The sequence below is a fragment of the Chloroflexota bacterium genome (assembly GCA_018648225.1).
Taxonomy (GTDB): domain Bacteria; phylum Chloroflexota; class Anaerolineae; order Anaerolineales; family UBA11858; genus NIOZ-UU35.
In genome coordinates, this window is record JABGRQ010000152.1 from 1 (window position 1) to 23,951 (window position 23,951).

At 51.1% G+C, this 23,951-nt stretch carries 23 protein-coding genes; 16 read left to right on the forward strand and 7 right to left on the reverse strand.

All coding sequences use genetic code 11. From position 1 onward, the window contains the following. Positions 1-56 precede the first annotated feature (56 nt). The 4 genes from HN413_14345 (at position 57) to HN413_14360 (ending at position 4,936) form a co-directional block, all read left to right on the forward strand. On the forward strand, positions 57-707 hold the full coding sequence (locus tag HN413_14345; protein ID MBT3391576.1) for a hypothetical protein: 651 nt from the start codon (positions 57-59) through the stop codon (positions 705-707). A gap of 129 nt (positions 708-836) precedes the next feature. After that, positions 837-1,985 (forward strand): CinA family nicotinamide mononucleotide deamidase-related protein, encoded by a 1,149-nt coding sequence (locus tag HN413_14350; GenBank protein MBT3391577.1) that lies wholly within the window; start codon positions 837-839, stop codon positions 1,983-1,985. Positions 1,986-2,043: 58 nt separating this feature from the next. Beyond that, on the forward strand, positions 2,044-4,029 hold the full coding sequence (locus HN413_14355; protein ID MBT3391578.1) for an amidohydrolase family protein: 1,986 nt from the start codon (positions 2,044-2,046) through the stop codon (positions 4,027-4,029). Positions 4,030-4,084: 55 nt separating this feature from the next. After that, positions 4,085-4,936 carry a metallophosphoesterase family protein gene (locus HN413_14360; protein MBT3391579.1) on the forward strand — a complete coding sequence of 284 codons (852 nt, stop codon included), beginning with the start codon at positions 4,085-4,087 and terminating at the stop codon, positions 4,934-4,936. A gap of 6 nt (positions 4,937-4,942) precedes the next feature. Here the strand turns inward: HN413_14360 and HN413_14365 are convergent, their stop codons facing one another. Next, entirely contained in the window at positions 4,943-5,266 is a 324-nt protein-coding gene (locus HN413_14365; protein MBT3391580.1) for a hypothetical protein, read from the reverse strand. A gap of 63 nt (positions 5,267-5,329) precedes the next feature. Between HN413_14365 and HN413_14370 the strand changes: the two genes are divergently transcribed. Continuing rightward, positions 5,330-6,112 (forward strand): hypothetical protein, encoded by a 783-nt coding sequence (locus HN413_14370; GenBank protein ID MBT3391581.1) that lies wholly within the window; start codon positions 5,330-5,332, stop codon positions 6,110-6,112. Positions 6,113-6,239: 127 nt separating this feature from the next. Further along, a complete protein-coding gene (locus HN413_14375; protein MBT3391582.1) occupies positions 6,240-7,235 on the forward strand; it encodes an aldo/keto reductase in 996 nt (331 codons plus the stop codon). 52 nt (positions 7,236-7,287) lie between these two features. Here HN413_14375 and HN413_14380 read toward each other — a convergent pair whose 3' ends face one another. The 3 genes from HN413_14380 to purB all read right to left on the reverse strand — a co-directional run bounded on the left by HN413_14380 (position 7,288) and on the right by purB (position 10,019). Next, positions 7,288-7,896, reverse strand: a complete 609-nt coding sequence (locus tag HN413_14380; protein ID MBT3391583.1) for a hypothetical protein — start codon at positions 7,894-7,896, stop codon at positions 7,288-7,290. Next, the gene (locus tag HN413_14385; protein ID MBT3391584.1) at positions 7,883-8,425 is read right to left on the reverse strand and encodes a PadR family transcriptional regulator; all 543 of its coding nucleotides are present in this window, start codon (positions 8,423-8,425) and stop codon (positions 7,883-7,885) included. The genes HN413_14380 and HN413_14385 overlap by 14 nt, the downstream gene beginning before the upstream one ends. A gap of 205 nt (positions 8,426-8,630) precedes the next feature. Beyond that, on the reverse strand, positions 8,631-10,019 hold the full coding sequence (gene purB, locus HN413_14390; GenBank protein ID MBT3391585.1) for an adenylosuccinate lyase: 1,389 nt from the start codon (positions 10,017-10,019) through the stop codon (positions 8,631-8,633). 18 nt (positions 10,020-10,037) lie between these two features. Between purB and HN413_14395 the strand changes: the two genes are divergently transcribed. Beyond that, positions 10,038-10,655, forward strand: a complete 618-nt coding sequence (locus tag HN413_14395) for a LysE family transporter (GenBank protein MBT3391586.1) — start codon at positions 10,038-10,040, stop codon at positions 10,653-10,655. 23 nt (positions 10,656-10,678) lie between these two features. On the opposite strand, the gene HN413_14400 is transcribed toward HN413_14395, so the two are convergent. Genes HN413_14400 through HN413_14410 form a run of 3 tightly spaced genes read right to left on the reverse strand, consistent with a single transcriptional unit; the run spans position 10,679 to position 13,034 of the window. Beyond that, on the reverse strand, positions 10,679-10,924 hold the full coding sequence (locus tag HN413_14400) for a hypothetical protein (GenBank protein ID MBT3391587.1): 246 nt from the start codon (positions 10,922-10,924) through the stop codon (positions 10,679-10,681). Positions 10,925-10,936: 12 nt separating this feature from the next. Continuing rightward, positions 10,937-12,493, reverse strand: coding sequence for a histidine ammonia-lyase (hutH, locus tag HN413_14405; protein MBT3391588.1), 1,557 nt, complete (start codon positions 12,491-12,493; stop codon positions 10,937-10,939). Position 12,494: 1 nt separating this feature from the next. After that, on the reverse strand, positions 12,495-13,034 hold the full coding sequence (locus HN413_14410) for a DMT family transporter (GenBank protein ID MBT3391589.1): 540 nt from the start codon (positions 13,032-13,034) through the stop codon (positions 12,495-12,497). Positions 13,035-13,108: 74 nt separating this feature from the next. Between HN413_14410 and HN413_14415 the strand changes: the two genes are divergently transcribed. From HN413_14415 to HN413_14455, 9 genes are all read left to right on the forward strand, one after another. Then, positions 13,109-13,816 carry an rRNA pseudouridine synthase gene (locus HN413_14415; GenBank protein ID MBT3391590.1) on the forward strand — a complete coding sequence of 236 codons (708 nt, stop codon included), beginning with the start codon at positions 13,109-13,111 and terminating at the stop codon, positions 13,814-13,816. An 83-nt stretch (positions 13,817-13,899) separates the two neighbouring features. After that, complete coding sequence (locus HN413_14420; GenBank protein MBT3391591.1) at positions 13,900-14,466, forward strand: sigma-70 family RNA polymerase sigma factor; 567 nt, start codon at positions 13,900-13,902, stop codon at positions 14,464-14,466. Beyond that, entirely contained in the window at positions 14,441-15,241 is an 801-nt protein-coding gene (locus HN413_14425; protein MBT3391592.1) for a hypothetical protein, read from the forward strand. The genes HN413_14420 and HN413_14425 overlap by 26 nt, the downstream gene beginning before the upstream one ends. 10 nt (positions 15,242-15,251) lie before the next feature. After that, positions 15,252-18,623, forward strand: a complete 3,372-nt coding sequence (locus HN413_14430; GenBank protein ID MBT3391593.1) for a TIGR03663 family protein — start codon at positions 15,252-15,254, stop codon at positions 18,621-18,623. Between the two features lie 557 nt (positions 18,624-19,180). Then, positions 19,181-19,576, forward strand: coding sequence for a hypothetical protein (locus tag HN413_14435; protein ID MBT3391594.1), 396 nt, complete (start codon positions 19,181-19,183; stop codon positions 19,574-19,576). Between the two features lie 135 nt (positions 19,577-19,711). Beyond that, a complete protein-coding gene (locus tag HN413_14440; protein MBT3391595.1) occupies positions 19,712-20,647 on the forward strand; it encodes an RHS repeat-associated core domain-containing protein in 936 nt (311 codons plus the stop codon). A 20-nt stretch (positions 20,648-20,667) separates the two neighbouring features. Further along, positions 20,668-21,147 (forward strand): hypothetical protein, encoded by a 480-nt coding sequence (locus HN413_14445; GenBank protein ID MBT3391596.1) that lies wholly within the window; start codon positions 20,668-20,670, stop codon positions 21,145-21,147. A 1,163-nt stretch (positions 21,148-22,310) separates the two neighbouring features. Then, positions 22,311-23,273, forward strand: coding sequence for a protein-methionine-sulfoxide reductase catalytic subunit MsrP (msrP, locus tag HN413_14450; GenBank protein MBT3391597.1), 963 nt, complete (start codon positions 22,311-22,313; stop codon positions 23,271-23,273). Between the two features lie 35 nt (positions 23,274-23,308). Further along, complete coding sequence (locus tag HN413_14455) at positions 23,309-23,914, forward strand: sulfoxide reductase heme-binding subunit YedZ (protein ID MBT3391598.1); 606 nt, start codon at positions 23,309-23,311, stop codon at positions 23,912-23,914. The last annotated feature ends 37 nt before the right edge of the window (positions 23,915-23,951 follow it).

Here is a 23,951-nt window from a genome sequence, read left to right on the forward strand (position 1 = left end):
TATAACCTATCCTACCAGATTTCCAATGCTCATTATTTTGGCGAAACTAAAGTAATATGTCTAAGTTCCGTCTCGTTACAATCGTTCTCGTCCTGTTGGGAATGTTGATTCCCGCGTCTGCAGGAATGGCTGCCACTGATCTCTCCCAGTTCGAGGTTATCAACCACAGCGACCAGCCGATTACCATGTGGATGTATGAATCCACTTCATATCAAGACCCTGCTATGGATGGCGTTCAATACGAGAAAGTGAAAAATGGTGCCTTCTATTTCCTAAACATTGATGCCGGAGAAAGAGTTACTTTCACAGTAAAACGAGCCCTCTATTCCTATACAATGAACCTCTGTGGTGGCGATTCCCGCGCCGGTGCAATTGACCTCTCCAACTACAACCGGATCGTGGTTCCCAAGTGTGGCATCTTTGCGCTAGAATTGCCCGGCAAGAAATCGGGGCAAGAACTTGATAATGTTACAGAACTGATTGAATTGGTGAAATTCACGGCCACAAACATTTCCGATACAACCGCTTTCCTCACCATCAGCGGCCAGGGAGCAACCTACCACTTCACATTAGTTCCTGGAGCGGCTAAAGAAATCACCGTGGAAGAAGGCCAATACACTTACAGCTATTGGGCCTGCAGCAAACCTGCTGCTGCACAATCCTTTACTCCGTTCTTCCATACAAACTTGAAACTCACCTGCCCCTAAAATCAACAAATATCGTCTTAGTATAGGCAGCAGGTCACTAAAACGAATCTAATTTAAAACTAAAAACACGAAAACAGGCTTTGACCCGGTATTATTGGTCAAAGCCTGTTTTCGCGGTATCATAACAACATGCCTGTTGCTGAAATCATCACCATTGGAACCGAACTGCTCTTGGGCGAAACCGTGGATACCAACACCCGCTATATTGCCCGCGCCTTGCGCGATGCTGGCGTTGATCTATATCGCTCTTCCACGATTGGCGACAACCAGGAACGCATCGCCCAGATTATTCGAGAGGGGATGAACCGCGCGGACATTATCATCACGACAGGGGGGCTTGGCCCCACCGTAGATGATCCCACGCGCGAGGCCCTGGCGTTGGCTCTGGATGTGGAGATTGAATTCCGCCCGGAGCTTTGGGAACAAATTCAAGAACGTTTCCGGCGCTATAACCGCACCCCTACAGACAACAACCGCCGACAAGCCTACATCCCCACAGGAGCTATTGGGGTAGAGAATGCAGTAGGTACAGCCCCAGCCTTTGTCATTGAAACCGATCGTCACGCCATCATCGCGTTGCCCGGTGTACCCCGCGAGATGGAACACTTGATGCAAGTGAAAATTCTACCTTATTTGCGCCAACGCTTTCAATTGCACGGTATCATTAAATCGCGCATCTTGCACACATCTGGAGTCGGGGAATCCACCATCGATGCACGTATCGGCGATCTGGAACGCCTCACCAACCCCACCGTTGGTATGGCTGCCCACGCCGGTCAGGTAGATATTCGCATCACCGCCAAAGCCGATTCAGAAAGCGAAGCGAATCACCTCATCCAACAAGTTGAACAACAACTCCGCCAACGCCTGGGAAAATGGATTTACGGTGCGGATGGAGATACCCTCGAAGGCGTTGTGCTGGCCGCGCTTGAAGTGCAAGAACTCCCCCTCGCTGTTGTAGAAGCCAACCTCGAGGGCAGATTGCTGCGCCGCCTCGCCGGGAAGAGTCATATCTTCGCCGGTGGCGAAATCATATCACCACCACCCAAACCCAAAACACTAAATCAGGCGGTTAAAACTGTCTGCCAGAGTCATAACGCTGCCATTTGTCTCGGTGTGTTGTTAGAATCCGGAGCAACACAACAAACCATGCACCTTGTCCTGCTCACTCCCGAGGGTGAGAAAACCATCCAGCATACCTATGGCGGGCCCCCGCAGATGGCCCCGCTATGGACTGTGAATCTCTGTCTGGACCATTTGCGCAAACTACATATTTAACCCGCCAAACCAGTGTCTGTATATTTTGCAATATCCCCTTGAACATCGAAAGGACAGTATGACAAAATCAGTGGATCGCCTCCTCACTAACGCTATCGTTCTCACAATGGATAGAGATTTTCACCAATACGAACCCGGTGCAGTCGCCATCGCAGATGACAAAATCATCGCTGTCGGGCTGGAAGCAGAACTCAAACAACAATACACGGCCAACGAAACAGTGGACTGCGACGGCAAGGTGCTCATGCCGGGTCTGGTCAACGCGCATACCCATGTCCCCATGACATTGTTACGCGGGCTTGCCGATGACTTACGCCTCGATGTCTGGTTGCTGGGCTATATGATGCCCGTGGAACGCGAGTTTGTATCGCCCGAATTCGTCCAGCTAGGCACCTCACTGGCCTGCATTGAACTCATTCGCTCGGGAGTCACCTGCTTTGCCGATATGTATTATTTTGAAGAAGATGTCGCCATAGCCACCGCAGAAGCCGGGTTGCGCGCCTTATGCGCTCAAACGGTACTCAAATACCCTTCCCCCGACGCCGATTCATACGAGCAATCTCTCGATGCTGCCGATGATTTTATCGCCCGTTGGAAGAACCATCCGCTAATTGTCCCCTCGGTGGCCCCACATGCGCCCTATACCTGCACCGAAGATATTCTTCAAGCTACCTCGGCAATCGCGGTCAAACATGATGTGCCGCTGCACACTCATTTAGCCGAAACCCTCACCGAGGTCGAAGCCTCAAAAGAAGAACACGGCATGCCCGTAATTCCCTACGTCAAAAAACATAAAATCTTCGAGGCTAAAGTGCTAGCTGCCCATTGTGTGCATGTAGATAGCGGCGAAATCCACACCCTGCACCACCACGGAGCCGGGGTTGCACATAACCCGTCTTCCAATCTAAAACTGGCTTCGGGGGTTGCTCCAGTTAATGCCATGCTCGAAATTGGCGTTAATGTTGGCATCGGCACCGATGGCCCAGCCTCCAATAACGATCTGGATATGTTTGAAGAAATCCGCCTGACGGCTCTGCTCGCCAAAGGCATTAGCGGCGATCCCACTGTGTTACCCGCCAAAACCGCCTTACTGATGGCTACCCGTTTGGGGGCGCAAGCCATGCATATGGGCGAAATTACCGGTTCGCTTGAATCCGGCAAACGCGCCGATCTGATTCTGGTAGATATTTCTCCTCTGCATAACGCCCCGCGTTTCCACAGAGACCCTGAAGGGATCTATGCCCAATTGATCTATGCCGCCAAGAGTACTGATGTCAGCGACGTGATGGTCAATGGTCAATGGCTAATGCGCGACCGAGAGTTGCTCACGCTGGATGAAGCCCCACTGCTGGAACAAGCCGCTGAGTATGCCCAAAAAATTGATGCCTTCTTACGCCAGCGCGAAGAATCGGTACTCTCGAAACTGATCGCAATTGGCGGAGCATTGGAGCAAGAGAGCTTTGAAGTACAGGCTAAAGTTCGCATTACCGATACACAAGCCATCCTGGCTAATATTTCGCGGCCTGAAATCGAAACCCTGCACACACGTCAATACCACGAATTCGATACCTACTTCCAATTTGATGATCCTACCCAGGGGCAATTGCGCTACCGAGAAGACGAATATATCGGCGAGGATGAAGCCGTCGATAAAATTCGTTATCGCCTGACGATGATCGGTAAAACCAGCGAACGCCATTTCCTAAGCGATGTATTGCTTTCCCGCAGCCGTTATATTGCCCCTGCCACCCACAGCCTGCGCTTTTATCGCGAATATTTCAAGCCCAACTCCGAAACCTTCATCGAGAAAGATCGCCTGCGCTGGCGGGTACTCTTCCGCGGCACAGAGTTCTACATCAACCTTGATCGCATTGATAAACCGGACTTAGGCACTTTTTTGGAAGTCAAAAGCCGCACCTGGAGTTTGAGGGACGCGGAAAACAAGGCAAAAATGGCTAAAGAATTACTCATATTTTTGGGAGCTGAACCCGAAAAGATGGTGGTGCAAGACTACGTTGAAGCTGCCGCGAGCGAACAATCCTGATCCCACTTTCAAAGTGAATCGCCATACTCAAGAAACCAAAGACTTTCACCAAATTATGAAGATCGCCGTCCTCGCGGATATTCACGCCAATTACCCAGCCCTTGAAGCAACCGTAGATCACATTGAACGCTGGCAACCAGATACTGTTCTGGTTGCTGGCGATCTTATCAACCGCGGCCCAAAACCGGTTGAATGTTTGCATCTCATCCAGAAAATGCAAACGCAACGCGGCTGGGAAGTGATCCGCGGCAATCATGAAGAATATGTGCTCTGGCACAGCCTGCCTGATTCGCCGCGTGAAGGGCCACTCTTTGAATTATTCCGCTACAGCTATTGGACGTATGAAAAACTCGATGAACAGGCAGCACTCCTTGAAGCCATGCCCGATGAATTTAGTAAAAATATCCCCGCCGCAGGTGAGTTTCGCTGCGTACATGCCTCTATGAAAAGCAATCGCCGGGGTATTTACCCTGAAATGGCGGATGAAACCATCAAAAAATTGATCAACCCGCCCCCCGCGCTGCTCGCCGTTGGACACACCCACCGACCGCTGATCCGCCAAATTGGGCAAACCCTGGTTGTCAATGCCGGAGCCGTAGGCCTTCCCTTTGATGCCGACCGTCGCCCCGCCTATGCGCAGATTACATTTTCACAGGGGCATTGGAGCGCCGAAATAGTTCGACTGAATTACGACATCACACAGGCCAAGAGAGATTTTTACGACACCGGTTTCCTCGATCAAGCTGGCCCACTCAGCAAAATCATACAGCTGGAATTGGAAATCTCACTCTCCCAGCTTTTCCAATGGACACATATTTACATGAACGCAGTTCTGGATGAAAAAATCAGCATCAAACAAGCCGTTGATGAGTATTTGCGTGATCCGCTGGATCGGCCATATTGGTAATTCCCCCTACAATTCGTTTTCGCGGTAAAAACGATTCTCCTCCGAGTGATAAAGCAGTTCACAAGAGGGGCAAAACCACCACAAACGATTTTCAGCGCGCGACAAAGTCACATTGCAATCCGGGCAAATATAGCCCGTACCGGGAATCGGTGGGCGAATCTGCACGGCCACCTTAGGCGGTGTAATGGTGGCATACGGGCCACTGACCAACAAAATCACGCGGCATGTGCCAATCGCCCAGCCAATCAAACGGCGAGCATCATCCGCAGAGTCCGATTCGACCTCCCAGATTTCGCCTGTATCCCGATGTACAACCCGATAATGCGCCATTTGCCGTTCGTCTCCAAAGCCAGTATAACACGTTCCCCAACTGCCCATGATATACTCTGCCCCATGAACACCCCACTCAATTTTTCCATCGAAATTGCCAAAGAAGCCGGTAATATCTTAATGAAATATTATCGGGCTACTGGTATACAAGCCAATAAAAAAGCGGATAAAAGTGCTGTAACCGAGGGAGATTTAGCCGCCGATGAGTTTCTGCGCTGCAAGATTCAACAGGCTTATCCGCAGGACGGCCTGATTAGCGAGGAGGCTGGCACTGTGTACCCGAAGGGGAAATCTGCGGTGTGGGTGATTGATCCTCTCGATGGCACCACCAATTTCAGCCTCGGTTTGCACCATTGGGGCGTTGCCATCAACCGTATTATAGATGGCCTACCCGAATTAACCGCGCTGTACTTCCCCATCATTGATGAACTTTTCACTGCGCAGCGTGGTGCGGGGGCGTTTCTCAACGGAGAACGCATCCAGGTGAAGATTCCCGATGAGAATCAACCTTTCTCATTTTTCTCATGCTGCACGCGTACCATCCGTAATTACAATATTAATCTACGCTACAAAACCCGTGTTCTGGGGACCTCAGCCTACGGGCTGAGTACCGTTGCCCGCGGCAACGCAGTATTGGCTTTTGAAACTACCCCCAAAATCTGGGATTTCGCCGGAAGTTGGCTGCTCACCGAGGAAGCTGGGGGCATAATACGTGTCCTCGATGGCAGCACTCCCTTCCCTTTGGTTCCCGGCACAGACTACAAAACCAAGAGCTACCCAATTTTGGCGGCAGCCACCCCCGAGCTTTGGACAGAGGGTCAACAAAATATAATTCCAAAAAAATAATAGGTCGTGAATAACACGGATCGGGCAAATTTTCACGGAAATTCCAGGTTGGTTTTTATCCGCGAAAATCCGTCAAATTCGCATCATCCGCGCTCTATTTAGGATTACAGACAACAAGGAGTCAACCATGCAATATCGTTATCTTGGATCGTCTGGCCTGCAAGTTTCGGCGCTGTCGTTTGGCGCCTGGGTCACATTTGGAAATCAACTTGATGTAGATGCAGCCTATGAACTGATGAACGCCGCCTATGAGGCCGGGGTTAATTTTTTCGATAATGCCGAAGTCTACGCTGATGGTAAAGCCGAGACAATTATGGGAGAAGTACTCAAACGCGCTCCCTGGAAACGCTCGGATTTAGTCATCTCGACCAAAATCTTTTGGGGCGGACAAGGCCCCAACGACCGCGGGCTTTCGCGCAAACATATCGTGGAAGGCCTGGACGCGGCGCTGGCGCGTTTGCAGCTCGATTACGTTGATCTCGTCTTTGCGCACCGCCCCGATCTGCACACGCCTATCGAAGAGACTGTGCGCGCCTTCACCCACGCTATCAACCAGGGCAAAGCCTTCTACTGGGGCACCAGCGAGTGGAGCGCCCAACAAATTATGGAGGCTTACGCCGTCGCCCGGCGCGAGCATCTGATTCCCCCACAGATGGAGCAGCCTCAGTACAATATGTTCCACCGCGAACGTGTAGAAGTGGAGTACGACCGCCTGTACGAAGAAATCGGCCTGGGCACCACCATTTGGAGTCCTCTCGCCAGCGGTCTGCTCACCGGCAAATACAATCAGGGCACACCCGATGGAACCCGCATAAGTCTGGAAGGCTACGAATGGCTGCGCAAACAATTTGAAAGCGCAGAAGCCCAGCAACGCCTGGAAAAAGTTGGCAAACTGATACCCATTGCAGATGAACTTGGCTGCACCATCGCCCAACTCGCCTTGGCCTGGACGTTGAAGAATCCGCATGTCAGCACGACCATCACCGGCGCTTCGCGCGTTGAGCAGGTTGTGGAAAATATGAAAGCCATTGATTTCGTCGAAAAACTCACCCCCGAGGTGATGACCCGCATCGAAGATGCACTCGAAAACAAACCCACACAGCAGCAAGATTGGCGCGGGTAAATTCTAAAAATAGAGCCGGGCGCTTTGCGCCCGGCTCTATTTTTTTTGAGGCTCATTTTGCCCGGATCGGCTGCCGGATAACGGTTTTTAGTTTTTCTGGCGCGGTGCGGCGGGGATCACTTAAATAGATTTCGTGGTGTTTGCCGTGAAGCATATAGCCCTGCGCTTCGATAAACTCGTGCATGGCTGCAATCGTCGGGCCTTCATCGGCATAGGTACCCAGATACATAATTTGTGCAGATTTCCCCTCCGCGTAAGTATTCAGCCGGAGCAAATCAAGCGCGGCGGGATTTTTACCAGCGCGCACTTGGGATACAGCATCATCAAACAGGTTCTGTGTGATCCACGTTGGGGTCATTATCATGGCTGTCCAATCCCACCGTGATTTATCGTCCGCGAACGTTTCCATATTTTCAGCCCACCAGAGACCTTCCAGCGGCGGGACAACATAGTCTTTTTCCAGGCCATTCTTGCTGCTGAATTTAAGCGTGTATGCCACAGCATAGAGCGTTTCTATCGCATCCTTATAGCTCTGAGCGGTGTTTGGGTCGCCGTGACCGTCCACCATTAGAAATTGCATCTCAGGGACATCCACGATGCTAAATTTTTTGGGCGGGTTATACAGGTGCTTCAATTCCTTCTTGAAATCAACTTTCGACATTTTCTTTCACCTCCAAATCCTGAATAAATGTATCCAACCATTTTCGTTCGGCTTCAATCAATGCCAAACTATAGTCAAACATGGCGCTCACAAAAAAAGGTGCGCTGCTCTGCGCCTCAGTACGCTGCACAAGATGTTGTTGGCGCTCTGTAAGCTGTTGACGATAGGCGTGCAAAGCATCAAGAGCTTGCTCTGACGATAAAACCGGGAAATTCGACAACCCCAGCAAGAATGGCACCGATCTCCCATGCAACGTAGACAGAGCATCATAGGTCGCGGCGGCTTGCGCTTCATACCCTGCAGCGGTAATCTGGTACACTTTGCGGGCAGGTCCTTTACCTTCAAATTGCTGTATTTCGCTCGCAATCAAGCCAGATTTTTCCAACTTGTTTAGCAAATAATAGATCGATGAAAAACCAATTTCCGTCCAATCGCGCATCCCGCGCATCTCGATGGTTTGTTCAATCTCGTAGCCGTGACGGGGTGTTTCGGCAATCAAGCTGAGGATGGCAAGCTCTGCGTTGGTCATTTGTACAAATATCCTATTCTATTTATATTCTAGCATTAGAATAACAAATTTTAATCAGGTCGTCAAGAGGTATTAGTACACTGTAACCCAAGACTTCGGAGGTCTTTCGCGAAAAATCAAACCACTTTGTTTACGATGTAATCATTCTGGATTCGCTCATTTCGATGGATAAATCTGTTGTCACGTCCTGAGAATCATTTTGAACTTACCCCACTATGCTTTGAATATCAGCCGCCAATTGACGCGTCTTTTGCGGCGCGTTACCCACATAATGACTCGCATCCATCAAACCGCGTATCGCTGCACCAGAAAGATGGCGCAAAAATTCGCTTTCCTGGGCAACCAACTCAATTAACGGATTCGCTTCCCCAACCCGCAGGGCCTCCCACGCAGTCAGGGCGTGTTGCCGCAAATATTCGTGCATGGCCTGACGGTCGGCACCAGCTTTACCCAGCGCCATCAGCAAACGTTCAGTAGCCGCAAACGGCGCATAAATAGCAAAATTCCGCCCAATAGCGATTTCATCAATTTGCAAATTCGATATGATTTTGTATGCAACGCGCAAAAGTTCATCGGCAATCAAAAAGGCTTCAGGCAAAAGCGTACGCCGGTTGGCGCTGTCATCGAGGGTGCGTTCCAATAGCGAATGGGCAGCATTATCCCAGGCCGTACGCGGGAATTGCGCAAGCAGGCGCGCCAGCGAGTCCAATTTCTCAGCCTGAATTGGGTTACGCTTGAAAGGCATCGCCGAAGAACCGATCTGCTTGCTACCAAACGGCTCAGCCAATTCGCCAATCGGGGGCGATTGTAAAATGCGTAAATCAAAAGCCAGTTTGTAAATCGAAGCGCCCATCCCGGCCAACGCCGAAAGCACTTCATAATCCTGCTTGCGCGGGTAGGTTTGGGTCGTCACCGGGAAGAAGGTCAGGCCTAATTCTTCTGCCATTAAAAGTTCAAACTCGGCCAAGTTTTCCAACCCAAAGAGTTCCGCATACGAGGCCGAAGTCCCTACCGCGCCCTTAAAACCTTTACCTTTTAGCGCGGCACGCGCACGCACAAGATTTTCCCAATCTGTCAACAAATCCTGCGTATATTGCGCCAAACGATACCCCAACGTAGTTGGCTCTGCCGGTTGCAGGTGAGTATAGGCCATCACCGGAGTCTCGGCGAACTGGATCATCTTCGGGACGAGAATCAATAACAGGTCACGCGCGCCAGCTATGGTTAAGTCCAGAGCAGCCCGCATTTGCAGCACGGTGGCATTATCTTTCACGTCCACTGAAGTCGCCCCCAGATGAATAATCCCCCCACCCAATGGGCATTGCTCAGCGTAGGTTTTGACTTCGGCCATCAGATCATGCTGAATTTCAATCTCAATTTCCAAAGCGCGTTCCACATCAACTTTATCGGCATGGTGTTGTAAATCGGCGACTTGTTCGGGGGTAACCAGGCCAAAGTGCGCCTGGGTTTGGGCCAATGCCACCCAGATTTTTCGCCACAGCAAGCGCGTATAATGCTCGCTCCAGATTTGGCGCATGGCCGCAGAGCCGTAGCGCCAAGTAAAAGGGGAAAGATAGCTTTTATAATTATTCATGGGGTACAATTTACGCTTATGGATACACTTTTTTTCTTCAAAGGTTTGGTATTAGGATTCTCAATTGCTGCGCCGGTCGGTCCGATTGGAGTTCTTTGCATCCGGCGGACTCTGGCTGAGGGGCGGCTGCACGGACTCATCTCGGGGCTGGGGGCAGCCACCGCGGATGGATTTTACGGCCTGGTGGCAGGATTCGGTTTATCCATGCTCTCGGGCCTGTTGGTGGAGCAACAGAGATGGCTGGCGTTGCTCGGCGGCCTGTATCTACTCTATTTGGGCATCAAAACCCTGGGGACAAAACCCGGTGAACAAGCCGCCAGCGACAGAAGCTCAACCCTGTGGGGAGCTTATTTTTCAACCTTGGTGCTAACACTCACTAATCCAGTGACTATCCTTTCATTTGTGGCAATCTTCGCCGGTTTGGGGATGGTCGCAGGCAGCTACATGGCGGCAGCCTCATTGGTGGCCGGGGTATTTTTGGGATCAGCGGCCTGGTGGCTGACGCTCAGCGGCGGGGTTAGCCTGCTGCGCAACCGTGTAACTCCCAAAACTCTGGTCTGGATTAACCGCGTCGCCGGGGCAGTTTTGCTGGTATACGGGGTAATAGCGTTGATCAGCTCACTACTTGCAAACTAACCAATGCTGACACACTTATCTACCTAGCTTTCAGCCGCCTCATTTTCATTGGTTGGCTGCAATGAGTGTTCTTCGGCATGCGTGCCAAGTAAATACTCAAATGCTATCTCAAAACTGGCATCATCGTAGATAAATTTTCTTGCGCCTTTGCCAGACCATTTTTTGACGCGCCAATGGTTGAGTACGGGAGAGTAAAACAGTGTGCGATTCGCCATACTCAATTGCATGGCCTCACCCCATTTCATAAGGGCTTCTTGGATTATTTCCATAGCAGCTCTTTACTAAACCATCGAACAAAAATTCAGGCGGCCGCTGGAAATAAGGTCTTTCACAGCAGCAATATATTTGTATAGAACTGTATCTTCCTCGATGAAAGGAGCACAGGTGCGAATCAGCTTATAGACTTCACCGGTTCCCTGCCCCAGTTGCGCATCCGCGCCAATTTCAGCACGGCGAAAATCGATACCCTGGGCGGCAGCCATCAACTCGGTAGCGAGAATATGTTCAACATTGCTGGCGATCTGCCTCAGTTTGAGGGCCGCGGTCAGTCCCATGCTAACATGATCCTCAACATTTGCAGAAGTGGGAATGCTATCCACGCTGGCAGGGTGAGAGAGAACTTTATTCTCAGTTGCCAGCGCGGCTGCTGTGTATTGGGTAATCATGAAGCCAGAGTTCAGCCCACCTTTTTCCGTCAGAAAAGCCGGTAAAACATGCGCGTTGCTGGCATCATCAGTCAGACGCATAATGCGCCGTTCAGCGATATTGCCTAACTCGGTCAGCGCAATGGCTAAATAATCCATCGCAATCGCCAGCGGTTCACCATGAAAATTCCCCCCAGAGAGTACGCTAATTTCACCACTTTCATCATCGAAGAAAATCAGCGGGTTATCGGTGACAGAATTCAACTCGATATCCATCACCCAACGCGTGTAGGCAATTGCATCGCGCACCGCGCCATGCACCTGAGGGATGCAGCGTAGCGTATAAGCATCTTGCACATTGCTGGGATCATAATCGCGCGTGAATTGGCTGCCTGCCAAAAGTTTGCGCATATTGGCAGCGCAATCCATCTGCCGCGGGAAAGGGCGTAATTGGTGAATGCGTTCATCGAAAGCCAGCGGCGTGCCGTGCAAGGCTTCCATGCTCAACGCGCCAGCGACATCGGCCACACCATATAAACACTCGGATTGATGGACAAGTAACGCCCCCAACGCGGTCATCACAGATGTGCCATTCGTCAGCGCCAAGCCTTCCTTAGCAGCCAGTTCAACCGGCTTCAATCCCGCAGCTTGCAAGGCTATTGCTCCAGGGAGAATTTCACCCCTATATTCGGCTTCGCCCATCCCAATCATCACCAGCGCCATGTGCGCCAACGGAGCCAGATCGCCACTGGCGCCCAGAGACCCCTTTTCAGGGATGCAGGGATGTACTCCTTCGTTGAGCATCGCTAATAATAGATTCAATGTCTCCAGGCGAATACCCGAATGTCCGCGGGTGAGGGTGTTGGCTCGGATCAACATAATGGCGCGGGTGGTGGGAATATCAAAGAGATTACCAGTCCCCACCGCGTGACTCATCACAATATTGCGTTGCAACAACTCAACCTGATCAGGTGAGATGATCTTGTCTTTAAAGGCGCCAAACCCGGTAGTAATTCCATAGGCGATTTCCCCGCGCACCAGTAGTTCTTGCACGGCGCGGGCGGCGCGTTCAACTTGTTGCTGTCCAGTTTTGCCAATAAGCACCTCAGGCTGCCCGGGTTCCCCATAAGCTACCTGAATAACCTGTTCAATAGTCAGTGATTTTCCGTCAAGAATCATTGAAGTCCTTTTCATATTATCGATTCACCCACCAGACACCCAGTAACATTACAGCAAGCCCAATCAGGCGTGTTGCATCCAGCGGACGCACCGTAGCCTGAAACCAGCCAAAATGGTCAATTAACGCTGCGAAAACAAATTGCGCTGCGACAATCAGCGTGAAACCACTGGCAACTCCAAGGCGAGGGACAACATAACCAATCGTGCCAACAATCACCAGCCCCAACACTCCGGCGCTGAAAGCATACCAGGGCACGGCGCGTAAATTTTCCAACTTAACACCGCGCAATAACACCACCAACACCATCAACGCGCCCCCGCTGGCATAAGTGATAAATACGCTGGTGCGCGTCCCCAGAGTTTGATCCATGATACCCATAAACTGGCCCTGTAAAGTAATAGCCAAACCCCCAACAACTGCCAGGGCTATAAAATAAAACGTACTCAAAACTAGCCTCCAGGGTCTTCTTATAGCACACACTTGAGCCAATACGTGAACATCGCCATTATAGCAAGTATTCTGAACTTTGACCTTCCAGGAACTGCAGTAGCGCATCCCAAAGATGCGCAGCCCTTTAGCGTCGTTTTTGGGCGCATCGCGTTATAATACAACTCAGGAGACTGATTATTATGGAAGAACGCGTTCAAAAAATCATGGCACACGCAGGAATCGGCTCACGCCGGGCTTGCGAAAAAATCATTGAGCAGGGGTTGGTCACTGTCAATGGGCAGCGCGCCACTTTGGGCATGAAAGCTGACCCCGAAAAAGACCGTATCGAAGTAAAAGGCGAGCCAATTCGTGCAGCACAAAAATTGGTCTATATCGCCCTCAACAAACCGCGCGGCGTGATTTCGGCAGTCACATCCCCCGATCCACGCCCGACAGTGCGCGATCTGGTGGAAATTCCGGGCAGGCTCTACCCGGTGGGCCGTCTCGATATCGAGAGCGAAGGGCTAATGCTGCTGACCAACGACGGCAATCTTGCCAACCGGCTAACGCACCCCAAATACGGTCACGAAAAAGAATACTCGGTTTTAGTTGCCAGCCGACCAGATGAAAAACAACTCTCTGTCTGGCGCAACGGAGTTGTACTGGAAGATGGCTATCGCACCAAACCTGTTCAAGTTTTTGTAACAAGCACCAAAGGCAAAGGAGCCTGGCTCAAAGTAATCATGCGCGAAGGGCGCAAACGCCAAATTCGCGAGATGGGCCGACTCACCGGTTTGCCGATTGTACGTATCACGCGCATGCGCATCGGGAATCTGCGCTTGGGGGATCTCAAATCACGCCAATGGCGCTATCTGACCGAAGATGAAATCACTGAACTCAAAAAGTAATATTCTGATTTGTTGTCAGATTTTTCCAAAATAATCGTTTTTAATTCCACACGCGAAAACAACTTGCTGCGGAGCCATTTTCAATGACTTCACCATCATCATGCTCTTCGGAAGAAATTATTTCACTCCGTAGCACCGCAGCTTTTAACGCGCTCTATCGACGCACGCATCAGACGGTATTTCGCTATATCTACGGCCTGGGCGCGGGCAGCACGCAAGACGCCGAAGATCTGACCGCTGAAACCTATATCCGGGCCTGGCAGGCGCGGCGACGTTTCCGTGGCGATGCACAGGCTGCGCTGGGATGGCTGTTGCGCATCGCTCGCAATCTGGTTTTCGATCGTTTCCGATGGCAGAAACGCCAACCCAAAAACGATACGATTGAAACCCATATTCTCCACGACCCCGCCGCCAGCCCTGAGGCGCACGCCATGTATACCCAGCAAGTGCGCCTTCTCTGGCAACAACTCAATCAACTGGATCGCACTCAACGGGAAATACTCGTACTGCGCTACATCTTGGGCTTTCAAGTTAGAGCAATTGGCGAATATTTAGAAATTAAGGAAAATACCGTCTCGGTGAAAATTCGCCGGGCGTTGGAAAAATTGCGTCAGGATTGGCCGAATGATGATGAGCAACAAACCGGATGACAATCAAATTATAGACTGGCTGGAAAGTGTGCGCCCCACCCCGGGGGCTGAATTCTACCAAAAGGCGGCACACCAACCCTGGGCCGCGGGTGAGCATCCCCCACGGAAGGCAGGATTCTTCCCCAGACGCGTGGCAGCCATCGCTGGCCTGGCCCTGCTGCTGGTCGTCGTCATCAGCCTGACTTCCCCATCTTTAGAAGTCCTGGCGCAACGCTGGCTGCAATTCTTTCTGCCCAAAACCAGCGACCAGACCACTGTCCAGATTCCGATCAGCGAAATCAGCGACCCTGCCGGGCGTTTCACATTGACCATCGCCGAAGCCGAGGCGTTGGCCGGTTTTACAGCGCGGGTTCCAGCAGAGCTGCCTTCCGACTTTCGCTTCAGCGGAGCCGCTTACGAAGCTGAACGGGGCGCAATTGTACTCAACTATATGACACAATCCGGTGGCGTGCTGCGGATTATCCAAAGCCGCGCCGTGGAGGAATACCAACAAATCGGGGCCAGCGCAGAAGTAGAGATGGTCTCAGTTGGCGGCCTGAGCGGTGAATACCTGCGCGGCGCGTGGGTGATTCCTGAGGTAAAATCGGCTCTCGACACGCCCGCCAAAACTACCCTGCCGCTGCAAGCCACCTGGAACCCCGCTGCCAACAGCCAGATGTTGCGCTGGCAAAGCGGGGAAATGCTATTTGAAATTATTGTTGCCGGGGGCGTAGAAAACCAACCCGGTTATCTCGATAAAGAAGATTTAATTGCGCTCGCCGAGCAGATGCACTAATGGAGTACCGATGCAAGTAACCGACACACAATCTAAAACCTGGCTCGACAAACCCGTTTTCAGTAATCTGACAATTAATTGGGAGACACTGATCTTCAGCATCATCCTGATTTTGGCCGTCGTCACGCGTTTCTACGACCTTGAAGCGCGCGTGATGAGCCACGATGAAAACTCGCACGTCTATTATTCCTGGCAACTGGAACAGGGCAGCGGCTACACACACACACCAATGACGCACGGCCCATTCCAGTTCCATGTCGTTGCACTCTCGTATTTTATGTTCGGCGACAACGATTTCACCGCCCGCATCCCGGCGGCGTTGTTTGGCATCGCCACCGTAGCTTTCTTGTGGTTTTATCGCCGGTATCTGGGACGCGCTGGTACCCTGATTGCCGCGGCGCTGATGCTGATTTCTCCCTTTATGCTCTACTATGCCCGCTATGTGCGTAACGATATTTTCTCGGCGCTCTTCGGTATTATCACATTTTGGGCTATTTTGCGCTATCTTGAAACCGGCGAGGCGCGCTACGCCTTCTGGCTGACCGCCGTGACGATGCTGCATTACACCACCAAAGAGACTTCCTTCATCTATTCGGCGCAAACGCTCGTCTTTCTGGGTTTGCTCTTTGTGGCGCAGATCAGCCGCGCCCGCTGGCAAAAACCTGCCCACCGCGATCTTTTCCTGATCTTATTGCTAGTAGCGGGCATTCTCGCCGCAATTGGCATCGGCCTGAATGCCTATTTCCCTGCCCCGGAGGCCGTCGTCACAGAAGCCGTAGCCGAGGCGGTTGAAACCGCCCGCGATATCCCCCTGCATTTGTATATTCCGCTGGCATTGAGCGGCCTCACGGTGCTGGGTGCATTGGTGCTTGCCATTCGTGGTTACACCTGGGAAAAACTGCGCCAACAGCGCGCTTTCAGCCTGATGCTGCTACAATTCACGCTGATTTTGCCGCAGTTAGCGCCCTTCATCGTCAGCGCCATTGGCTGGAACCCGCTCGACTACACCAACATTGGCATGATCCGCACCGGGGCGTTTGTTTTCATTTTGGCGCTGGTTGCCATTGGCGTGGGCATGACCTGGGATGCGCGCCTGTGGCTGATTAACGCGGCCATTTTTTATATTCCCTTCACGATCCTGTACACCACCGTCTTCACCAATGGCGCCGGATTTTTCACCGGCATCGTCGGCTCGCTGGGCTACTGGCTCGAACAGCAAGGCGTGGAGCGCGGCAGCCAGCCCTGGTATTACTACATACTGGTGCAGGTGCCGATGTATGAATTTTTGCCGCTCCTGGGGAGTATTCTGGCTGGATATTACTGGATTCGGCTCAAATTGATCCCTGGCCTCGAAGCGGATGTTCAGACTCACTCCAGGCATGATTCTGAGACCGATATAGAAATTGATCCCCAAGATGGTCCTGCTCCCGTACTGCCGCTGCTCAGCTTCTGGGTGGTTACCAGCCTACTGGCCTACACCGTCGCTGGAGAAAAAATGCCCTGGCTGACGGTTCATATTGCCTACCCGATGATTTTGCTGGCCGCCTGGGGGTTGGGCAAACTCGTTGAACGCATCGATTGGGACTTCGTCAAAACCCGCAATGGCGCCTTGCTCAGCGCCCTGACGATCACTTTCATCACATCGCTGGGTTCCACTATCGGTAAGCTCATCGGGAGCCAGCCCCCCTTTATGGGCAAAGAACTCAGCCAATTAAACAGCACCAACGCATTTATCCTGGCGGCGCTGGTCGCCATTATCAGTGCGCTGCTAATTGTGCGTTTGCTGCGCGAGTGGCAATTCGCTCAGTTCGCCCGCCTGACCATCCTGACCATGTTCACCTTCCTGGCGCTGCTTACCGCACGCGCCGCTTTCCGGGCAGCTTATATCAATTACGATCAGGCCACCGAATATCTGGTCTATGCGCACTCAGGTGCCGGGCCGAAGATCGCCCTCGAGCAAATTGAAGAACTCTCGCGCCGCACCACCGACGGGCTGGATATGGTCGTCGCCTACGACGACGAAACCACCTACCCCTACTGGTGGTATCTGCGCAATTATCCTAACCAGAAATACTACGGCCCCAACCCGACGCGCGAATTGCGCGACGCGCCGGTAATTCTGGTCGGCGACAATAATTTCGACAAGCTGGAACCCGTCGTCGGGCAGGCCTATTACCAGTTCGACTATATCCGCATCTGGTGGCCGAATCAGGATTATTACAACCTGACGTGGGAGCGCATTCGCAATGCTATCTTCGATCCGCAGATGCGCGCCGCCATCTTCCAGATTTGGCTGAACCGCGATTACAGCGACTACGCCGTCCTGACAGGCAAAGAGGCCGAACTCAACCTGCCCACCTGGTCGCCCGCCGACCGCATGAGATTGTATGTGCGCAAGGATATCGCTGCCCAGGTATGGAATTACGGCAGCGCGCCGCTGGCTATGGAAGAAGTGCTTGCCGACCCCTATGAAGGCAAAGAAATTATCTTGCTGGCCAATAAAACCTTCGGCAGCAACGGCGCAGAGCGCGGCCAATTCCAGATGCCGCGCGCTGTGGCCGCCGCCCCCGATGGCTCGGTCTATGTGGCCGACACCAATAATCACCGCATCCAGCACCTCAGCGCCGAGGGCGAAGTGATGCATGTGTGGGGCAGCTTTGCCGACAGCGCTGTTGGAGAAGCCCCCGCGGGCACCTTCTACGAACCCTGGGGCATTGCTGTGGGGCCGGATGGCAGCGTTTACGTTACCGATACCTGGAATCATCGCGTGCAGAAGTTCAGCGCCACGGGAAAGTTCATCACCCAGTGGGGTTATTTCGGCCAGGCCGAAACCGGCACCGCTTTCTGGGGACCGCGCGATGTGATCGTAGACAGCGAAGGCCGCGTTTTCATCACCGATACCGGCAACAAGCGCGTGGCTGTCTTTGATGGAGATGGCAACTTCCTGACCGCTTTTGGAACAGCCGGGCTGCTCGAAGGCCAGTTTGACGAGCCTGTCGGGCTGGCGGTGGATGGCGAGGGCCGCATCTACGTGGCCGATACCTGGAACAAGCGCGTGCAGGTTTTCGCCTTCGATGAGACCGAACTGGCCTACTTCCCCGTGCTGGAATGGGAAATTGTCGGCTGGTACGGCCAATCGCTGGATAACAAGCCCTATATCACGGTTGATGCACAAGACCGTGTTTTTGTCAGCGACCCGGAGGGCTACCGCATTCTGGAATTCACCACCGAGGGCGAGTTTGTGCGCTACTGGGGCATTTTCGGAAGCAGCATGGATAGTTTCAACCTGCCCACCGGGTTGGCAGCCGCGCCCGATGGCGGCCTGTGGGTTGCCGATGCGGGTAACCACCGCATTTTGCACTTCGCCATACCACAAGAGTAGCATGCCAATAAAATTTACAACTGATTTCGCTACCGTACATTTAGAAAAATAGTGCCAAATTTTAACGCGAATTACGCGAATGAACGAATACCGCGAATGAAAAACAAGGAAAAATTCGTGTCATTCGCATATTCGCGACATTCGTGTTCCGTTTTTGTGCTATTGTGCATAGATGTACGGTAGAAAACAACTGATCAAAATTGGGCAGTTCCCCCGCGGGGTATTACTGGCAAAAAATAACCGCGGAGAGCGCAAAGGTCGCCGAGTTCTGTTGCATAAAATGCTTCTCCCAGCGTTCTCGGCGCACTCTGCGGCAAATCAGTGAGACGATTTTCCATAGCAACACTTAATCGCCATCCAAAATGGGTTCAATCGAAAAGCAGATTGAATCCATTTGTTTGTTTAAGTTGCCGCTCGCAATTTACTCGCCATATTCTGATATAATCCACCTGACACGATTCAACTGAGATGTCGGGGGAATGTCTGCACCCAGAAACCGGCGTTCCCGACGAAAATCTCACCCGCTATGGAATACCCCGATTGGGGAAAGGAGTTGTATGATGGCGAAGAAAATCAAAATGTGGCAGGAGCTTGGCCCCAGGCTGGCTTCGGCCACCCCGATGGACTCCGAAGAGATGATTGACGAATTGATTGCTGCCACAAACCAGACCCGCGGCAGTATTCTGGCCGTACTCTCGGAGTTGGATGTCGTCATTGAAAAAGGTTTGAAAGCCGGGCGCATCGTTAAACTGCCCAATGGCACATCCTTCAGACCAATTGGCAAAAAAGACGGCAGCATCAAAATTAGCCTGCGCCTGAACCCGCGCGTGAGCGGCGGCGTGAACAGCGAGTTCCGCGGCGCATGGCTCAACGCCGCCAACATTGGCAAAACCGAAGACGAAATGGTTGCGCTTTGGAATGAACTGCATCCCGACGACCTGATTGAAGATTAGGGCGGGGCGATTGCACTGGCGCAATTGACCCGCTGCACCAGTGGAACACATGGATTGCACCAGTGCGCCCCCATCATTCCACTGGTGCAATCAACACATTCCACCAGTGGCGTCACGCCACCACACTGGATCGATTTGCGTACAAAGGCCAGACCTGACAGGTCTGACCTTACCGGGATAAACTATAATGCGCGGTTTTACTCACCTCGTATAATGCGATTCACACAGCCGGATACGATTATTCCTGACTTATCTAATCCTCAGAGCCTCAATCGGTATAGCTACACATATAACAACCCGGTGAAGTATACCGACCCAACAGGGCATATAGGGATGCTTCGTACAAACCCAGTAATTATTGGAGCAGGTCATACTACATTAGAAGGAAATACGGGAAGGCCTCCAGTTGGGATTAAAGGATCTGCAGATTATTATCACAGAGCATATAATGCAGCAATGGTAGTAGTCCAGGATCTTAAAAAGAGAAAGCCAAAAACAACCGTGGAGGTAGCTGCACAAATAGTCGAAACCACCGCAGATATATATGGTGATTATGATATGATGATGCCAACGCTTAATGATTTGTTTATTGGTACAACAACGGTTGGTAAGTGGGCACCACTACACGCAAATAGGCATGTAGCTCCAACATATTCATACTTCACCGATACAGGTTTTCATACTGACTTTCGAGATAAGGGTAACCAAATTTACCATTCATGGGCTTATGTGGCAGCAATGACAGAAGAAAGTGATTTTGAAATGGCTTTTGTATTCGCCACAGGGGCAAATGTAGTACATGAGTATGCTCAAAGCACTGTAGGCACGGTATTCCAGTCAACTTCTGTGGATTTAACCACTGGCACCAGTTGGAAAGATCATGTTCTCTCGGAAGCTGCTATGGGGATTGGCGTTTGTATTTCAATTGAGTGCGTTTCTCCCGATGATCTTGGTAATTTAATTAGAAATGTATTTGGTATACGTGGTGTTGGAAGCAATGGCCGTTACGAAGATTTATTAATAAGACATGGCCCACTTGCTGGTGAACCGTTCCCTTTTTCGAGACCATAATTGGAGAGATTTACTAAATTATGCAGAATATTTTTCGCAACATACCTTTAAGGGCAATAGCGATAATCCTAGTGGTTTTTGTAGTGACGTATTTTTGCTGTGGTATGTGTCCTTGGTATGGATTCATTTTCCACAATATTGAAGATAACAATGAAATCATGGGAGGGCTTCAGCATTTAGATGCGACAACTATAAAGGATTTATGTACTAAATTTACTCTAGACTTTGATGAATATCCCTGTATACCTAGTGGCCAAGTTGATTCTAATGACTTTATAGATATTTTAAGGGACGCTTTCATGTCGGATGTTAGTTTCGAAGATGTTCAAGTTCAACTGCGAAAATATAGAGTTGGACAGTGCATCAATATCTCTAACGAGAATAGTGATGAATTCACTTCATGTACTTATGATCTAGGAGATGGTGTTTATAAAATCGACATTCTGTTTGATAACCAAGGTTTGGTCTCTAGTATAGAAATCTATGGCGACTTCCAATAAAAGATTCCGTAAAATCTCTGATTGATACTCTCTTGAAGGACAGCGACCGGGGGCCTAGTTCTGCTCGCCTTCCGTTGGGGTCTGCGGTGATGATTTATCGCAGCCACGGCGGGAAAATTCAGGATTTTGCCCTTAAATTGAAAGACGAGCGAACCGGGTAGCCCAGCTCTGCTCGCCTTCCGTTGGGGTAGAGATAGTGTACCCCAAAGTTTCTACTCAGGCATATCGTGAAATACCACTTTTTTCACCACAAAAACACAAAGTCACGAAGAAAATGCCAAGATTTTATGTTTTTCTTTGTGGTGAATTTTATAGCCCTTTAGGCATAGGCTGAGTAATTACACTCCAGGAACCTTACCAATTTAGCGCAAGATATAATCATAATAGTGGTGTTATCCCGCTCACGGTCACTTTGTGGCCTGGGATATGTTTGAAGCTGAGGGCGACGTTATTCTCGCCCTGAGGATCATGCCTCGGAGATAAGGATGTCGCCTCAGCGCCATTGAGAGGACTCGAATAAGCAGGTTGCTGATCTGCGGTATCGAACCGCAGATGCTTCGTAAGACTCACGAGGCTGAGTGGCTCATTGGATGGCTGAGGATCACCTCACTTCTACGAAATTCGGGAATTACTGGGATAGTGTATTGGTCAACAGTATCTTGAACAAATCAATCATTCAGCCTGGAACGCGAATGCCGCGAATGGTGCGAATTTCACGAATTTTTTAAAACATTCGCGTGATTAGCGATATTCGCGCTCATTCGCGTTAAAAATTTCGAAGGCATTTATTGTACAACATGCACTTGATGAATACGGAAGTACTGGATTAGGCCAAAAAGCTTGAACACATGTCATTCTGAACGTTGCGAAGCGGAGCGAAGAATCCCTGAACAGAATCGCGAAAAAATACTATCACACAGATGATCAATCAAGCCGCTTCACAAGGATTCCTCGCCTCGCTCGGAATGACAACGATCGTATTGTTATTCAAGCCATAGTTGACCAAGAAAACCCTTGTCTCCTAATAGCAGGTCTTAACCAAGGGATTTCTATTCATCAACTTCCCATTTGCAATTAATCTTCCTGTTAATCAGGTAGCCTATAATTCGGAGTAAGATAGGCCAGTTTGTAAGCATCATAGCATTAGACAACAGGAGATTGCCATGCAAAAAATCCCATCATCTGAAATTACACCCGAACACGTTTACCTTTCGCGCCGCGACTTCCTCAAGAGCATGGGGATTGTCAGCGCCAGCGCGGCAATATTAGCAGCTTGCGGCATTGCTCCCGCAGAAACCGCCGAAGCATCCGCGGCGCCTGCCAGCGATGCGCAGCCCACGGTTCCGCCATCATCGACTACAGACGAGTTGGGCGCCCCGCTCAATTCGTTTGAAGATATTACCCACTACAACAACTACTACGAGTTCACTACCGACAAAGAACGCGTCGCAGACCTGGCCATGGGCTATCCAACATCTCCCTGGGAAGTGACAGTGGGCGGATTGGTGGATAACCCCAAAACCTTCTCGCTGGATGATTTACACAAATTCGAGATCGAAGAACGCATCTACCGTCTGCGTTGCGTGGAGGCCTGGTCGATGGTCATCCCCTGGATGGGTTTCCCGCTGAGCAAATTACTCGCCGAAGTCGAACCCAAAGCCGAGGCCAAATACGTGCGCTTCGAGACGATCTACGACCCCGAAGGCATGCCCGGCTTCAAGGCGAATCCCTGGTATCAGTGGCCCTACATTGAAGGCCTACGCCTGGATGAGGCGATGCACGATTTGACCATTCTCTCTACCGGTCTCTACGGCAAAGACCTGCTGCCCCAAAGCGGCGCGCCTATACGTCTGGTGGTACCATGGAAATATGGTTTCAAGAGCATTAAATCCATTGTCAAGATTGATCTAGTCACCGAGATGCCCACCTCCCTGTGGATGGCTGCTGCCTCCAACGAATATGGTTTCTATGCTAACGTCAACCCCACAGTAGACCACCCACGCTGGTCGCAAGCCTCTGAGCGACGCATCGGAAATTTTGGCCGCAGCGAAACGCTGATGTTCAACGGTTACGAAGCCGAAGTTGCCCATCTCTATGCCGGAATGGATTTAAAGGCTAATTTTTGACCGACGACCGGGCACAGAAGACGGAGAGATAAAACATGAAAAAAAAGATTTTAAACTTACAACTCGCCACCCACGTCAGTGCACTCATTCCATTCGCATGGATGCTATGGGATTTTTTCACCCACAATTACGGTCCCGATCCAATCCGCGAGTTCACCCTGCGTACGGGAAAAACTGCTCTGGTGTTGCTGCTGCTCTCACTGGCCTGCACGCCGGTCAACACCGTGTTCAAATATCGCCCGGTGCTGAAATTGCGCCGCCCGCTGGGGCTTTACAGTTTCATGTACGCCAGCATTCATTTTGCGATCTTTATCGGCGTGGATTATTTCTTCAATTTTGCTTTGATTCAGGATGCTTTGCTTGAAAAGCGCTACGCCGTTGTCGGGCTAACCACGGGGTTGATCCTGCTAAGTTTGGCGATTACTTCCACCCAGGGTTGGCAGCGCCGCCTGAAGAAGAACTGGAAAAAGCTGCATAAATTGGCCTACGCCGCGGGAATTTTTGCCGTCATCCACTATATTTGGCTGGTCAAACAAGGGGTCACACAACCCTGGTATTTCGCCGCGGCGCTGCTTTTGTTGCTGGCGCTTCGGGTTAAACCCATCAAAAAATGGGCAGGATCACGCCTAAAGGGAGTCTGAACACCCGCTCGGGAATAGAATCCGTCTGAATAATGAA

Coding starts and splice junctions, on each gene's coding strand:
- HN413_14345 (MBT3391576.1), top strand. CDS start 57: ATGTCTAAGTTCCGTCTCGTTACAATCGTTCTCGTCCTGTTGGGAATG.
- HN413_14350 (MBT3391577.1), top strand. CDS start 837: ATGCCTGTTGCTGAAATCATCACCATTGGAACCGAACTGCTCTTGGGC.
- HN413_14355 (MBT3391578.1), top strand. CDS start 2,044: ATGACAAAATCAGTGGATCGCCTCCTCACTAACGCTATCGTTCTCACA.
- HN413_14360 (MBT3391579.1), top strand. CDS start 4,085: ATGAAGATCGCCGTCCTCGCGGATATTCACGCCAATTACCCAGCCCTT.
- HN413_14365 (MBT3391580.1), bottom strand. CDS start 5,266: ATGGCGCATTATCGGGTTGTACATCGGGATACAGGCGAAATCTGGGAG.
- HN413_14370 (MBT3391581.1), top strand. CDS start 5,330: ATGAACACCCCACTCAATTTTTCCATCGAAATTGCCAAAGAAGCCGGT.
- HN413_14375 (MBT3391582.1), top strand. CDS start 6,240: ATGCAATATCGTTATCTTGGATCGTCTGGCCTGCAAGTTTCGGCGCTG.
- HN413_14380 (MBT3391583.1), bottom strand. CDS start 7,896: ATGTCGAAAGTTGATTTCAAGAAGGAATTGAAGCACCTGTATAACCCG.
- HN413_14385 (MBT3391584.1), bottom strand. CDS start 8,425: ATGACCAACGCAGAGCTTGCCATCCTCAGCTTGATTGCCGAAACACCC.
- purB (MBT3391585.1), bottom strand. CDS start 10,019: ATGAATAATTATAAAAGCTATCTTTCCCCTTTTACTTGGCGCTACGGC.
- HN413_14395 (MBT3391586.1), top strand. CDS start 10,038: ATGGATACACTTTTTTTCTTCAAAGGTTTGGTATTAGGATTCTCAATT.
- HN413_14400 (MBT3391587.1), bottom strand. CDS start 10,924: ATGGAAATAATCCAAGAAGCCCTTATGAAATGGGGTGAGGCCATGCAA.
- hutH (MBT3391588.1), bottom strand. CDS start 12,493: ATGAAAAGGACTTCAATGATTCTTGACGGAAAATCACTGACTATTGAA.
- HN413_14410 (MBT3391589.1), bottom strand. CDS start 13,034: ATGCGCTACTGCAGTTCCTGGAAGGTCAAAGTTCAGAATACTTGCTAT.
- HN413_14415 (MBT3391590.1), top strand. CDS start 13,109: ATGGAAGAACGCGTTCAAAAAATCATGGCACACGCAGGAATCGGCTCA.
- HN413_14420 (MBT3391591.1), top strand. CDS start 13,900: ATGACTTCACCATCATCATGCTCTTCGGAAGAAATTATTTCACTCCGT.
- HN413_14425 (MBT3391592.1), top strand. CDS start 14,441: ATGATGATGAGCAACAAACCGGATGACAATCAAATTATAGACTGGCTG.
- HN413_14430 (MBT3391593.1), top strand. CDS start 15,252: ATGCAAGTAACCGACACACAATCTAAAACCTGGCTCGACAAACCCGTT.
- HN413_14435 (MBT3391594.1), top strand. CDS start 19,181: ATGATGGCGAAGAAAATCAAAATGTGGCAGGAGCTTGGCCCCAGGCTG.
- HN413_14445 (MBT3391596.1), top strand. CDS start 20,668: ATGCAGAATATTTTTCGCAACATACCTTTAAGGGCAATAGCGATAATC.
- msrP (MBT3391597.1), top strand. CDS start 22,311: ATGCAAAAAATCCCATCATCTGAAATTACACCCGAACACGTTTACCTT.
- HN413_14455 (MBT3391598.1), top strand. CDS start 23,309: ATGAAAAAAAAGATTTTAAACTTACAACTCGCCACCCACGTCAGTGCA.